The organism is Shewanella marina JCM 15074 (assembly GCF_000614975.1).
Classification (GTDB): domain Bacteria; phylum Pseudomonadota; class Gammaproteobacteria; order Enterobacterales; family Shewanellaceae; genus Shewanella; species Shewanella marina.
Genome location: NZ_BALM01000011.1, coordinates 104,186 through 118,859, shown reverse-complemented (window position 1 = coordinate 118,859; position 14,674 = coordinate 104,186). Strand labels below are relative to the sequence as shown.

Annotated in this window: 14 protein-coding genes; 4 read left to right on the top strand and 10 right to left on the bottom strand. The window is 41.3% G+C overall.

All coding sequences use genetic code 11. From position 1 onward, the window contains the following. Positions 1–9: 9 nt before the first annotated feature. Both barA and JCM15074_RS10390 read left to right on the top strand, forming a co-directional pair. Positions 10–2,808, top strand: a complete 2,799-nt coding sequence (gene barA / locus JCM15074_RS10395; RefSeq protein ID WP_025821148.1) for a two-component sensor histidine kinase BarA — start codon at positions 10–12, stop codon at positions 2,806–2,808. Beyond that, positions 2,783–3,388, top strand: coding sequence for a YjaG family protein (locus JCM15074_RS10390; RefSeq protein WP_025821147.1), 606 nt, complete (start codon positions 2,783–2,785; stop codon positions 3,386–3,388). The genes barA and JCM15074_RS10390 overlap by 26 nt, the downstream gene beginning before the upstream one ends. A gap of 57 nt (positions 3,389–3,445) precedes the next feature. Here JCM15074_RS10390 and JCM15074_RS10385 read toward each other — a convergent pair whose 3' ends face one another. Continuing rightward, positions 3,446–4,345: a LysR family transcriptional regulator gene (locus JCM15074_RS10385; protein WP_025821146.1), complete on the bottom strand. Its 900-nt coding sequence runs from the start codon at positions 4,343–4,345 to the stop codon at positions 3,446–3,448. Positions 4,346–4,695: 350 nt separating this feature from the next. Between JCM15074_RS10385 and recN the strand changes: the two genes are divergently transcribed. Together recN and JCM15074_RS10375 are read left to right on the top strand one after the other, a co-directional pair. Next, the gene (recN, locus tag JCM15074_RS10380) at positions 4,696–6,354 is read left to right on the top strand and encodes a DNA repair protein RecN (RefSeq protein ID WP_025821145.1); all 1,659 of its coding nucleotides are present in this window, start codon (positions 4,696–4,698) and stop codon (positions 6,352–6,354) included. A gap of 81 nt (positions 6,355–6,435) precedes the next feature. Then, positions 6,436–7,002: a cysteine hydrolase family protein gene (locus tag JCM15074_RS10375; protein ID WP_025821144.1), complete on the top strand. Its 567-nt coding sequence runs from the start codon at positions 6,436–6,438 to the stop codon at positions 7,000–7,002. Between the two features lie 59 nt (positions 7,003–7,061). On the opposite strand, the gene JCM15074_RS10370 is transcribed toward JCM15074_RS10375, so the two are convergent. From JCM15074_RS10370 to glyA, 9 genes are all read right to left on the bottom strand, one after another. After that, on the bottom strand, positions 7,062–7,559 hold the full coding sequence (locus JCM15074_RS10370; protein WP_025821143.1) for a phosphatidylglycerophosphatase A family protein: 498 nt from the start codon (positions 7,557–7,559) through the stop codon (positions 7,062–7,064). Further along, positions 7,559–8,515: a thiamine-phosphate kinase gene (thiL, locus tag JCM15074_RS10365; protein WP_025821142.1), complete on the bottom strand. Its 957-nt coding sequence runs from the start codon at positions 8,513–8,515 to the stop codon at positions 7,559–7,561. Before thiL ends, JCM15074_RS10370 begins: the two co-directional genes overlap by 1 nt. A gap of 71 nt (positions 8,516–8,586) precedes the next feature. After that, positions 8,587–8,994, bottom strand: a complete 408-nt coding sequence (gene nusB / locus JCM15074_RS10360; protein WP_025821141.1) for a transcription antitermination factor NusB — start codon at positions 8,992–8,994, stop codon at positions 8,587–8,589. A gap of 12 nt (positions 8,995–9,006) precedes the next feature. Continuing rightward, a complete protein-coding gene (gene ribH, locus JCM15074_RS10355; RefSeq protein WP_025821140.1) occupies positions 9,007–9,483 on the bottom strand; it encodes a 6,7-dimethyl-8-ribityllumazine synthase in 477 nt (158 codons plus the stop codon). Between the two features lie 112 nt (positions 9,484–9,595). Further along, positions 9,596–10,699 carry a bifunctional 3,4-dihydroxy-2-butanone-4-phosphate synthase/GTP cyclohydrolase II gene (ribBA, locus tag JCM15074_RS10350; protein ID WP_025821139.1) on the bottom strand — a complete coding sequence of 368 codons (1,104 nt, stop codon included), beginning with the start codon at positions 10,697–10,699 and terminating at the stop codon, positions 9,596–9,598. A 146-nt stretch (positions 10,700–10,845) separates the two neighbouring features. Next, positions 10,846–11,505 (bottom strand): riboflavin synthase, encoded by a 660-nt coding sequence (locus tag JCM15074_RS10345; protein ID WP_025821138.1) that lies wholly within the window; start codon positions 11,503–11,505, stop codon positions 10,846–10,848. Beyond that, complete coding sequence (gene ribD, locus JCM15074_RS10340; protein WP_025821137.1) at positions 11,506–12,630, bottom strand: bifunctional diaminohydroxyphosphoribosylaminopyrimidine deaminase/5-amino-6-(5-phosphoribosylamino)uracil reductase RibD; 1,125 nt, start codon at positions 12,628–12,630, stop codon at positions 11,506–11,508. 36 nt (positions 12,631–12,666) lie between these two features. Continuing rightward, on the bottom strand, positions 12,667–13,116 hold the full coding sequence (gene nrdR / locus JCM15074_RS10335) for a transcriptional regulator NrdR (RefSeq protein ID WP_025821136.1): 450 nt from the start codon (positions 13,114–13,116) through the stop codon (positions 12,667–12,669). A gap of 144 nt (positions 13,117–13,260) precedes the next feature. After that, positions 13,261–14,517, bottom strand: a complete 1,257-nt coding sequence (gene glyA, locus JCM15074_RS10330; protein ID WP_025821135.1) for a serine hydroxymethyltransferase — start codon at positions 14,515–14,517, stop codon at positions 13,261–13,263. Positions 14,518–14,674: the final 157 nt, after the last annotated feature.

Here is a 14,674-nt window from a genome sequence, read left to right as displayed (position 1 = left end):
ATCGCTATCATGAACCGCAAAAGCACCAGCAATAACATGACCAAATACAGCTTACGTTCATGGGTGTTAGTGCTTGCCCTTGCGCCGACGATACTAGTCGGTATCTTACTTGGCGGCTATTTTACCATAAATCGTTTTTATGAGCTTGAAGATAGCTTGCTAGAACAGGGAAAAAACTTTATTGAACCACTTGCTATTGCCAGTGAAATCAGTTTAGTCGATAACAATCGAGAAGCGACTAAAAGATTATTAGCCTCAGCCCAATTACATCGGTCTTCCTTGGTGAAATCGATAGCTATTTTCGACAATAAAAATCAGTTATTTGTGACTTCACACTCGCACCGAAACCTTGAAGAACTGATGTTAGCAACCCCCCTTACAGAACTTCATAATACTGAATTTGAACATGTGGGCGATAAGCTTATTTTACGTTCACCTATCTATACCACCTTATCGCTCTCGCCTAATATGGATCTAAACAGTCGTCAGGCGCGGCTTGGCTATATTGCCATGGTAATCAATAAAGAGCGGGCACTATTAGAGCAACATAGAGCCGCCGTAGCAGCCTTTATCATTGTACTTATTGGCGTACAACTTAACCTACTATTTACCTTTAGATTGGTTAAAAACGTAACCCAACCTATTTCCGATATGGTTCGAGTGGTTGCAAAAATCCGAGAAGGTAAACTAGACACCCGCTTAAAGGGGAATTTAATAGGCGAACTGGATCTCCTTAAACGTGGTATTAACGATATGGCCAGTTCCTTGTCAGAATACCATGATGAAATGCAGCAAAATATTGACCAAGCAACCTCAGATCTGCGCGAAACCTTAGAGCAAATTGAGATCCAAAACGTAGAGTTGGATTTAGCCAAGAAAAGAGCCCTAGAAGCAAGCCGAATAAAATCTGAATTTTTAGCTAACATGTCACATGAACTGCGTACACCACTCAATGGTGTTATCGGTTTTGCAAGACAATTGATTAAAACACCGCTGCATGAAAGTCAGCTCGATTACATTAAAACCATTGAGCGCAGTGCGACTAATTTACTTAGTATCATCAACGACATTCTAGACTTTTCAAAACTAGAAGCAGGTAAAATGGTACTGGAGAATATCTCATTTTCACTGCGAGATAATATTGATGATGCGCTCAGCTTAATGTCAGCCAGTGCTTATGAAAAACAACTGGAACTGATTGTCGACATTGCACCAGAAATACCTGATCACCTTAGCGGTGATGCCATACGCGTCAATCAAGTCATCACCAATTTAGTGGGTAATGCCATTAAATTTACTGACTCTGGCAGCATTCAATTAAAAATCGAAAAAATATCAGCGACCCACGATCAGATTATTCTACGAGGTGAAGTTAAAGATACAGGGATTGGTATTGATAAAAGCCATCAAGAAGTACTATTCCAAGCATTTGGTCAAGCTGACTCATCAATTTCACGTCGTTTTGGTGGTACTGGGCTTGGGCTCATTATTACTAAGCGATTACTCAATCAAATGGGCGGTAAAATTGGTTTTAGTTCGGTGATGGGACAAGGTTCGACATTTTGGTTTACCTTACCAATTAATATCAGCAACTTCCCACTAGCAGGCCCTGTTGTGGTTGATGAATTAGCGTCCAAAACAGTTATTGTATATGAACCAAAATTACTCAGCCGCAATCTGATTACCGCTCAGTTAAGCCGTTTAAAACTAGAAATTACGGCAATAGAGACTCCCGAACAATTACATACAGAACTGGCCAATAATCAACAATATGATTTTGCAATTATGAGCTGCAATAAGCAACGTGACGGCCAACAACTGAGTAGGCAATTACAGCGTTTAGCTAAAAAGAGCAAAGTACTATTGGCGATATGTGATTTTCATGACCATAACTATCAACATCAATATGTGCACCCACATTGTAATGGTGTACTCAATGCCCCAGTTGCTGAAAATAGTCTAATAAGAATGATGCTTATGCCTGCGGCTAAGCCTAAGCTGAATAATCAGGTCACTGAAGCAGCACCTATTGCGCGCTTAACATTAAACGCCCTCGCTGTTGATGATAATCCCGCTAATTTAAAACTGATTGATACGCTATTAAAAGAGAGCGTGACCAATGTGACATCGGTCAATAGTGGTGAACAGGCAATTGAACAAGCTAGACAGCACCATTTCGATATTATTTTTATGGATATCCAAATGCCCGGCGTTGACGGAATTTCCGCGACGCAGCAAATAAGACAAGATTCGCTGAATCGACACACGCCAATTATTGCAGTTACCGCCCATGCACTGGCTGAGGAAAGAGAAAAAATAAGCCGCAGTGGTATGGACGATTATTTACCAAAACCTATTATTGAAAATGATTTAAAGAATATGCTCAACCACTGGGTCAGCAAACCACAATTTACTCATTTTGACCCACGCACACTCAATTGGGGGCTATGCTTACAACAAGCCAATAATAAAACTGATTTGGCGATCGAAATGCTACAAATGTTAATTGACTCGATTCCAGCAACCACAGAAGAGATAGAATTAGCACTCGATCAGCAAGACAAAACCAACATGCAACGGATTATTCATAAATTACATGGTGCCAGTTGCTACTGCGGTGTACCCGCCACCCAGCAACTCTGCCAAGCAATTGAGTCCAATTTAAAACATAATTTATCTGTCGCAGAGTTAGAACCTGAAATACTTGAGTTACTTGATGAGCTAACTAAGGTAGAATCAGCAGCAACTCAACTTATTTCACAGTTATCAACGGATTTACTAGATGACCAAGAAACCCGGATTTTTTAAGCGCGTGAAAGCACTAGAACTGCCGCAAAAGAAACTTTTTGCAATCGCACTTTGCCAACGTATGTACCCAAATTACCAATTGTTCTCGCAAGTATGTGAATTTGGTGATCCACAAGTGCTTGATACTGTACTTAACCTGTTATGGCAGTCAATGTATGACCACAAGCTTAAAATCAATCTAGATTCACAACTACAAAAGCTTGAAGAGAATACCCCAGAGCCAAGTGAGTTTGAAGCTTATGGTGTCTACCCAGCAATGGACGCAGTAGTTGCCTTATCAACTTTACTAGGCGCGATGCAGAGTAAGATTGAAGATGATATTGTTAACATCAGTAAGCTGTCTTCAAGCACTGTAGCTAACTATATTGAAGCCATTATCGATGTTGATTTAACAGGCGATGCTTTAGATGACTATATTTTTGCGCACGAAGTGATGCAAGAAGAAAAAGAGCTTCAAAATGCATTATTGGATATTATTGAAGAAAATCCAAAAATCACGCCTGAGTTAGTTAAAGGCTTACGCAAAGAGATCGTAATGTCAGGTGTGTCAAACATCGGCATTAGCATGCAAGAAGAATAACTTGCTTCTTTGCCCATAAAAAAACCGATGCCAATGCATCGGTTTTTTTATTCAAAATCAATTTATATTGAATAAATTAGCGGACTGTTCCAACATAAAATCAATAAATAAACGTACTTTTAAAGGTTGCTGACTACGTTGATGATAAAGAATTGATATACGTCTTTTCTCACCCTGCCAACTCGGCAAAACAGGGATTAAGCTTCCTTGTTTTAACTCCTGCTTAGCAAACAATTTTGGCCCATAAAGAATACCGCCATTATCTTTACAAGCTGCAATTGCGCCATTGAGATCGCTCAAGGTTAACTTAGCAGGGCCATCATAATAAAATGACTCACCATCAGTATGTTTCAATAACCAATTATATAATGGCCACACCTTAATTAATTGATGGTCACGTAACTGCTTAGGATGAGTTAGCATTTCAGCTTGCTGAAGATAGGCAGGTGAGGCATAAAGCCCATATTCAAGTACCCCAAGCGTACTTGATACCCATGAAGAGTCTGGCTGGCTGCCCCCCACAATTGCAACATCTACTGCTTTGTCAATTAAATCGACAGTCTGATTACTTTGCGCAATATGTAATTTAATATCAGGGTAACGACGACCAAACTCATTCAATGCTTCAATAAACACCATAGAAACAATGGAAACAGGAGCGGCAATCCGTAAAGTACCTTCCGGTTTTTCAGGACTGTGACCACACAACTCATCAAACTGACTGATCAGTGATTGATAGCGTTTAAATAATGCTAAGCCTTCTTCTGTTAACCTTAGTTTGCGCGTACTACGCATCAACAATTGCTTATCTAATGTTTCTTCTAACTTGGCAAGTTTACGGCTAACCGTTGCAATAGGCATACCCATTGTTTTAGCAGCTTGCGAAAAACTACCAGCATTAACTAAATGCACAAACACGTATATAAGTTGCAACTCAGAGGCTAAATTTTCATTCATTGGTTATATTCCTATCACCATAGCATTTCAAATATGCTTAAGATGTTAGTTACATTATATCTCCAAACTAGCTGAAGTTGCTATTTTCGGAACACTTAAGCAAGTCCAACACTAGGTGTGCCTATGTAAGAATGGCATTCCATTTTAATTAGGTGCAACCAGCAAGTGGACTTATTTAGGGATACCTGAAAACAAAAAATATGTTCCTAAATGTTACCTAATCGCTAAAAATTTATGCGTTTACACCCCAAACTGAGTGATAAATTGATGTATAACACTTTACTGTATATAAAATCAGTATATACTGTTTATCAATACAGTACTTGATGAGTTTTTAAACAGGACCCATTATGCTTTGCCAACTAAATATTAATAACTTTGCGATTGTACGTTTTTTAGAATTAGACTTCCGTGCAGGAATGACAACCATTACCGGTGAAACAGGAGCGGGTAAATCAATTGCTATTGATGCGCTGGGGTTATGCTTAGGCAATCGTGCTGATGCAGCCAGTGTTCGCCCTGGCGCGAGTAAAGCCGAAGTCAGTGCACGCTTTATGTTAGATGATATTCCACAAGCAAAACGTTGGTTAGAAGATAATGATTTAGACCACGATAACGAGTGTATTTTACGTCGTACTATCAGCACAGATGGTCGTTCTCGCGCTTATATCAATGGCAATCCTGTACCGTTAAGCCAACAAAAACATATCGGTCAACTACTGGTTGGTATTCATGGCCAACATGCGCACCATGCAATGTTAAAAAATGAGCATCAACTAACCTTGCTTGATAGTTATGCAAACCATCATATGCTGCTCGATAATGTCAATGCCAGTTATAACCGCTACAAGCAAGTTGAACTGACTTTAAAACGATTAAAACAGTCGCGCCAAGAACGTATTGCACGTAAACAGTTACTCAGCTATCAAGTTGAAGAATTGAATGAATTTGATCTCAAGCTAGGTGAATTTGAAGAGATAGAACAAGAGCATAAGCGTTTAGCTAATGGCACCGAACTGATTGATGAATGCCAGCAAGGCCTAAATATCTTACAAGATGATGAAGTCAATATTGTCTCTATGCTTAATCGTGCGCTGAGTCACGCAGATAACTTACAACAGTATGACGATAGCCTAAGCAATATTGGCCAAATGCTGAATGAAGCACTTATTCAAGTACAAGAAAGTGCCAGTGAGTTACAGCATTATTTAAGCAAGTTAGAGCTGGATCCTGAGCATTATGAATATTTAGATAATCGCTTAACTCAATGTATGCAGCTAGCACGTAAGCATCATGTGATGCCGGAAAAACTGGCGGAACATCATCAAATGCTCGCACAAGAGTTAGCAGAGCTAGATAATGATGAACAAGCATTAGATGAAATTGATGAGCAATTAACCTTGGCCAAAGCGGATTATGTTAACCATGCTCAAAAGCTCAGCCAGAGCCGTGCCCGTTATGCAAAAGCGCTTGATAAGTTGGTGACGCAATCAATCCACGAATTGAATATGCCAAAGGGTAAATTTGAAATACAAGTGGATTTTCAGCCAGAGATCATGAGCAGTAATGGCTGTGATCATATTGAATTTATGGTGACCACTAACCCGGGTCAACCACTACAACCAATCGCAAAAGTTGCCTCTGGCGGTGAGCTTTCACGTATTGGTCTAGGTATACAAGTCATTACCGCTAAAAAAGTAGCCACGCCAACCTTAATATTTGATGAAGTCGATGTTGGTATTTCTGGCCCAACCGCGGCAGTAGTCGGTAGAATGCTACGCAGTTTAGGAGAATCAACTCAGGTAATGTGTGTAACCCACTTGCCACAAGTTGCAGGTAATGGCCATCAGCATATGTTTGTCAGTAAAAAAGCCAAGGCCGGTCAAACAGAAACATCAATGACACCACTAACAGAGCAACAACGAGTTGAAGAGTTAGCACGCTTATTAGGGGGTGATACCATTACCGCCAACACCTTGGCCAATGCGAAAGAACTCTTGTGTCATTAATATTAATCAAGATTTAATCTACCGAACTCATTCAAGCGGGCTATGATAAAGACTATAGTCCGCTTAACTTTAGTTATTTAGATGAAAAAAGCCTTAATCGTTATCGACTTTATCAATGATATTGTCCATCCACAGGGCAAAATTGCCAGTTGCGCTCAACAAGTACAAGACCATGATGTCATCTCTCACGCCAATCATGCTATCACATGGGCCAGAGCCAACAGCATCCTACCTATTTTCATCAAAGTCGGCTTTAATCCTAGTTATCAAGATGTCCCCACGCAATCGCCTATGTTTGGCGCGGTGAGCAAGCATCAAGCTTTAGCCCTTAATCACTGGGGCACAGAATTTCATCAAGACTTAGCAATAAATAATGATGATATTGTCATTATTAAGCCTCGCGTCAGCCCTTTTTATAACACTTCTCTTGATAGCGTGTTACGCGCTAATAATATTGATGCACTTTATTTCTGTGGTGTCAGTACCACTTGGGCCATTCAAGCCGCTGTTCGAGATGCCCATGATCGGGATTATCCTGTACATATTGTGAGTAATGCTTGCGCTGCCGCCAGCTTAGATGAGCACCAGCAATCACTCACCACTCTGTCTCGTTTGGCTCAATTACACTTAGCATCAGATCTGTGTTAAGCACATATAAAAAGAGCGGACTCATTAGTCCGCTCTTTTTATATATCGTCTTGTTTGGTTTAGCTAAACCACCAATAAGCAATCGCTTGTAAACAGATTAACGAGAATACACCCGCTAAAATGTCATCAATCATAATGCCAAAACCACCATGAACTTTGGCATCAAGCAATCGAATTGGCCACGGTTTAAGGATGTCAAAAATACGGAATAATACAAACCCCAGTACCACCCATGGCCAGCCTGTAGGTGCCGCAATCATGGTCACTAACAGACCAATCACTTCATCCCATACAATCGCACCGTGATCATGTACTTGCATATCTTTTGAAGCTTTATGGCAAATATAGATACCAGCAAGCGCACCAATAAAAGTTAATGCTAAATACCAAGGTAAGCTAAGTTGTGCCAATAGTAGGTAAACGGGAATACCCGCTAACGTACCAAAAGTACCTGGAGCCTTAGCAAATAGACCAGAGCCAAAACCCAGTGCAAGAAAGTGAATAGGATGCTTGAGAGTTAATCGCTTAACCGCTTTATCATCAGTAAAAAGACTCATTAGAAATGCTCGAAGGTTAAATGGCTTACATTGTAAGCTTTACCTTGTTGTTGAAGTTGCAGCTCATTACCTGCACTGATTTGACCAATTTTAGTAAAATGTACACCGTTTTCAATAAGTGACTTTTCTAATGGGCCTCGATTAGCTTCAGCAACGGTAAACATTAACTCGTAATCTTCGCCACCAGATAATGCATAAGACAATGCCTGATGCTGATCGACACACCCACTAAGCTGAGGTGATAATGGCACCGCATCAACATCAACCACTGCGCCAACAGTAGATGCTTTTAGAATATGCTTGATGTCTGATACCAATCCATCTGATAGATCAATACAGCTTGAAGCAAGACCACGTAAACAATGTCCAGCAAGCACTCTTGGCGTCGGCTTATAGTGACGGTTGACTAAATAATCATAATCACTCGTTGCAGCCTGTTGCTTACCACGAAGTAGATCTAAGCCCAATGCTGAATCACCTAAGGTACCGGTCACATACAACCAATCACCTACTTTAGCACCGCTACGTGTTAATGCTTTATCTTTTGGCATTAATCCTTGAACGGTAATGGTAATCGCTAATGGCCCCCGCGTTGTATCACCACCGACCAAGGCAATACCATAATAATCCGCGGCTTCAAATAGACCATTGCTATAAGCTTCAAGCCAATCGCTATCAACTTTCGGCATCGTTAATGCCAAAGTGAACCAAGCAGGTTGTGCGCCCATAGAAGCTAAATCAGACAAACTGACGGCTAATGATTTATAGCCCAGTGCAGCAGCAGGAATATTAGGGAAGAAGTGAGTCCCTTCAACTAAGGTATCACATGAAATAGCAATTGCTTGCTCAGGACTTGGGTAAACCAAAGCACAATCATCACCGATACCAATCAGTACATCTTTACGTGGTTGGCGATGACTCTTGAAATAATGTTCGATTAATTGAAATTCTTTCACGAGAAAACTCAACTAGAGTTAAATATGAATGGAGATAGAAAAAACGGTATCAATTGATACCGTTTTTTTAATTACTTACGTGCAACCATTTTATCTAAGATACCATTAACAAACTTATGGCTATCTTCAGCACCAAATGACTTAGCTAATTCGATAGCTTCGTTAATCACTACTTTGTAAGGAGTGTCTTTACGGAAAGTCAATTCGTATGCTGCTAAGCGAAGAACGGCTTTTTCAATTGGGTCAACTTCGTCAAATGGACGTTCAACCACAAACGGAGCAATAGCTTCGTCTAACTGACCGCTCTTAGTTGCTGCGCCAGCAAATAGCTCACGGAAGTAAGCTACGTCAACACCGTCTAGACTCTGCTCAGTTAAAAACTCATGTTCAACGTCAGCAATGTTGTTCCCGCTTAGTTGCCAAGAATAAATGGCTTGTACCGCTAAGCGGCGGGCCTTACGGCGCTCTGAAGGCTTCATCTCAATTCCTAATTACAGCTGTTTTTCAAGTTCGTTAAGTACGTTAACCATTTCCAGCATACCAAGTGCAGCTTCGCCACCTTTGTTACCAGCTTTAGTACCAGAACGCTCAATAGCTTGTTCAATAGTATCTGTAGTTAACACACCAAATGACACAGGCACATCAAATTCTAATGCAACCTGAGCCAAACCTTTATTACACTCACCAGCAACGAAGTCGAAGTGAGGTGTACCACCACGGATTACCGCACCTAGTGCAATAATGCCATCAAATTTACCACTTGCAGCAACACGACGTGCAGCTAATGGTAACTCAACCGCTCCCGGTACGCGGACAACAGTAATATTGTCATCAGCAACCTGACCAAAACGCTTAAGCGTATCAATCGCCCCATCTAATAAGCTTTCAACTACAAAACTGTTGAAACGCGATACTACGATCGCAACCTTGGCATTTTTCGCTTCGATATTACCTTGAACTACGTTCATTATCTTACCTAATAATTTGCTAAAGCACCCAAGCTGGGGTGAAAAGTGGCGCTATAATAACACAGCCATTCGCCATCAGCTCTATGCAAATGAATTGAAATGATTAAAAAATTTATTCTGCTATATATTCAACAACTTGCAAACCAAACCCTGATAGAGAATGATAGCGTTTTGGTGAACTTAACAAGCGCATATTGGTCACACCCAGCTGTGATAGGATTTGCGAACCCACGCCAACTTGGCGAGAAGTACCAATCCACTTAGCAGCTTGCGGTTGCTCACCAGCGTCTTCTGCGGCAAATGCTTTTACTTTTGCCAAGGTGTCTTCAGGTTGATCGTTATTAGCAAGTACAACAATCACGCCGCCTTCTTGACCAATACGAGCCATTGCTTTATCTAATGGCCAGCTACGGGCTTGGTCGCGCTCTGAATACAATAAATCATTAAAGGTATTTTGCAGATGAACACGTACTAAAGTGTTATCAGCCACCTCACCTTTAACTAAGGCATAATGCAGTTGGTTATCAATCGTGTCGCGGAAAGTGACCAACTCAAACTCACCAAAACGGGTTGGTAATTTGCATTTTGCTTCTAATACCACAGTCGTTTCTTGAGTATTACGGTATTCAATTAAATCCGCAATGGTACCCATTTTAAGACCATGTTTTTCAGCAAAAATTTCTAAGTCTGGACGACGCGCCATGGTGCCATCATCATTAAGAATCTCAACAATAACACCAGAGGCTTCAAAGCCTGCTAAACGCGCTAAATCACAACCTGCTTCAGTATGACCTGCACGAATTAACACGCCACCATCTTGCGCCATTAATGGGAAAATATGACCCGGTTGCACTAAATCACTCGCGACCGCATTTTTAGCAACAGCGGCTTGAACTGTCACCGCACGGTCATGTGCAGAAATCCCAGTTGTCACGCCTTCAGCAGCTTCAATAGAAACTGTAAAGTTAGTCGAGAACTGAGCATTATTATTAGTGACCATTAATGGTAAATTAAGTTGCTGGCAACGCTCTTTAGTCATGGTTTGGCAAATTAAACCACGACCATTGGTCGCCATAAAGTTGATCGCTTCTGGCGTTACCATTTCGGCCGCCATAATCAGATCGCCTTCGTTTTCACGATCTTCGTCATCCATCAAAATAACCATTTTACCGAGACGAATATCGGCAATGATCTCTTCTATACTGTTCAACGCCATGTTAAAACCTTTATGAAATTTGGTAGGGTTTATACCCGAACAACCTCATGTAAACCTAATAACAGCACTGTTATAATCCAGTCACAATAAACACAGTTAACAAGCTATTAGTTATTTAAGAAGTGATTTGGGTATCAATGTCCTACTTATTTAAGAAAACCAGAGCGAGCTAACAATTCCATGGTCACATTTGATTGTGGCTGTTGTTCTTGTTTATTCGCCGTCAATAAACGCTCTAAATAGCGCGCAATTAAATCAACTTCAATATTCACTTTCTGACCCGCTTGCAGTGTCACCAAAGTCGTTTCATCTGCAGTATGCGGTACAATAGTTAAGCGGAAACAATGACCGTCAACTTCGTTAACCGTTAAGCTCACGCCATCAATGGTAATGGAGCCTTTATGAGCAATGTAACGAGCAAGCTCAGCAGGTGCGGCTAACCAAAATTCAATTGCCTTACCGCGAAGCTCTCGACGCTCAACGGTTGCGACACCATCTACGTGACCACTGACCATATGACCGCCTAAGCGGGTTGTTGCCGTTAACGCTTTTTCAAGGTTAACCGCTTGGCCAACTTGATAGCGATTAAAGTTAGTCAATGCCACCGTTTCAGCTGACACATCAGCAACATAACCATTTGGTAGCTGCTTAACCACAGTTAAACAAACCCCATTAGTCGCGATACTGTCACCCAGCTTTACATCGGATAAATCAAGTTTACCGCTATTAACCGTCAACCTGATATCATCAGCACGGCGCTCAATATTCGCAATTTTACCTACTGCTTCAATAATTCCAGTAAACATCTATTTATTACCTAAAGAAAAAGTCAAACGATTATCTAAGCCAACCATACGCTGCTCAACTAACTGCATTTGTGGCAGTTGTTCCATCGTTTGATAATCAGCAAATTGCACTAAATTACGGCCATGACTGCCAAGCAACTTCATTGCCTGATAAATCACTAATCGGTCAGCCAGCCCAGCTTCAATAACAGCTCCAGCTAATGTGGCCCCGGCTTCAATTAATACCGAATTACACTCATCTGCTAAATAACTAAATAAGGCAACAAGATCAATTCTACCGTCTAGCGCAGGTAATTTAATGTGACGCACATGGCTTCCCCAACAAGCTTGTTGCGATTCAGGGTAATCAACTAGGGAAACCAGTAATAATGGGGAGTCTATATGGAAAATGGCTAATTCGTGGCTTAATCTAGCACGACTATCTAATATCACCCGTAGTGGTTGAATAATATCAGTTTCATTTAGCTGCTCGGTAATATGACCTAGCTCATGATAACGCACATTCATGCTTGGGTTATCAGCGAGGACAGTTTCACTACCTGTCACAACCGCACAATGTTGTGCGCGTAATCGTTGTACATCTTGGCGAGCCTGTGGCCCCGTAATCCATTTTGACACGCCATTAGATAGTGCAGTTTTACCATCAATACTACAGGCTAACTTTACCGTCACTAATGGCATGGCTTGCGCCATTTTCTTCATAAAACCAAGATTAACTTGATAGGCTTCATCAGCTAATAGGCCAACTTCAACCTCAATGCCGGCCTCTTTTAGCATACTGATGCCACGGCCTGAAACTTGAGGATTAGCATCGGTCACAGCAACAACGACTCGAGCAACCTTGGCATTAATTAGGGCTAATGCACAAGGCGGAGTGCGACCATAATGACTACAAGGCTCTAACGTGACATAGGCCGTACCGCCTTGAGCACGCTCTCCAGCCATTGCCAGCGCATGAACTTCAGCATGAGGACCACCAGCGCGGATATGGAATCCCTCACCCACAACTTGACCATGTTGAGTAATCACACACCCTACACATGGATTCGGTCTAGTGGTATAACGCCCTTTTTTAGCTAACTCGATGGCGCGTGCCATCATTTGGTAATCTTGATTGGACCACATATAAAACCTTACTTCGCCAAGCCAATTTAGCGCAGTTTATTTCTGTAAACTGGCAATTGCCTCACCGAATTCTGACACATCTTCAAATGCACGATAAACCGAAGCAAAACGGATATAAGCGACTTTATCAAGCCCCATCAATTGTTCCATCATTAAGTTGCCGATCATCTCAGAGTTAATTTCACGCTCGCCAGTGGCGCGTAATGTCGACTTAATTTTACTTAACGATTGCTCTATTTGATCTATCGAAACAGGTCTTTTTTCTACAGCTCTTAACATTCCACCACGTAATTTATCTTCATCAAAAGGCTGGCGCGTACCATCACGTTTAATCACTCGTGGCATCACTAATTCTGCACCTTCAAATGTCGTAAAACGCTCATGGCATTCGGTACACTCACGACGGCGACGAACTTGTAAGCCATCGGCAACTAATCGAGAATCGATCACTTTAGTATCTGTTGCGTTGCAAAATGGACAGTGCATGTAGCCTCCGCTTAACACGTTGTTTTAACTTAAATACAGAATAACATTGTAACATTTGCTTTGTGATGGTTTACCATCACAAAATAAAAATAAAATGGCCGCAAAAAAGCGGCCATTGCAGTGTAACTTATTTAGCAGATTAGGTTAACCGTAAACAGGAAACTTACCGCAAAGCGCTAACACTTTACCTTTGACCTGCTCAATTACAGCTTCATCATTGATATTGTCTAACACATCACACATCCAATGCGTCAGCTCAATTGACTCTGCTTCTTTAAAACCACGGCGTGTCATTGCTGGCGAACCAATACGTAAACCTGACGTCACAAATGGTGAGCGAGGATCGTTAGGTACAGAGTTCTTGTTCACTGTAATGTTCGCACGACCTAAAGCTGCGTCAGCATCTTTACCAGTGATATCCTTATCAATCAAATCTAACAAGAATAGATGGTTATCAGTACCGCCAGAAACCACTTTGTAACCACGCTCAATAAAGGTATTCGCCATGGCTTTCGCATTAGCGACCACTTGTTGCTGGTACACTGTAAATTCAGGGCTTAATGCTTCTTTAAAGGCAACTGCTTTTGCAGCAATTACGTGCATTAATGGGCCACCTTGACCACCTGGGAATACCGCAGAGTTTAACTTCTTATAAATATCTTCATCATTACATGCAGATAAAATTAAACCACCGCGAGGGCCTGCTAATGTTTTATGAGTAGTGGTTGTCACTACGTGCGCATGCGGTAATGGGTTTGGATAGATACCCGCAGCCACAAGACCTGCTACGTGTGCCATATCAACAAATAAATAAGCACCCACTTTATCAGCAATTTCACGGAACTTAGCCCAATCAATAATTCCTGAGTAAGCACTGAAACCAGCGATGATCATTTTAGGCTTGTGCTCAAGCGCTAAACGCTCAACCTCGGCATAGTCAATTTGACCAGTTACTTCATCAATACCGTATTGTACTGCATTGTATAACTTGCCAGAAAAACTCACATGAGAACCATGAGTTAAATGACCACCATGAGCAAGGCTCATACCCAATACGGTATCGCCACCTTGCAATAATGCCATAAATACTGCGGCATTAGCTTGAGAACCAGAGTGCGGCTGCACATTGACGTAAGTTGCATCAAACAACTCTTTAGCACGATCAATTGCAAGCTGCTCTGCAATATCTACAAATTCACAGCCACCGTAATAACGCTTTCCCGGATAACCCTCGGCATACTTATTTGTCAGTTGTGAACCTTGTGCTTCAAGTACACGTGGACTGGTATAGTTTTCTGATGCGATTAGCTCAATGTGCTCTTCTTGACGACGAGTTTCGTCTTCAATAGCTTTAAACAGTTCAGGATCGAAATCAGCGATATTCATATCTTTTGTCAACATTGCATACTCCAGTGCAGGTTCTGAGGGGTTAATTGGCTTAGCATTCTACTCTGCAACGACCAACAATCACAGTAGCTAAACCGTAAAAAAACCAACAATTTTAAGATGTTTGTTAATTACTTTAGCTTTTACCGATATAACAGTAATAAAATAAATT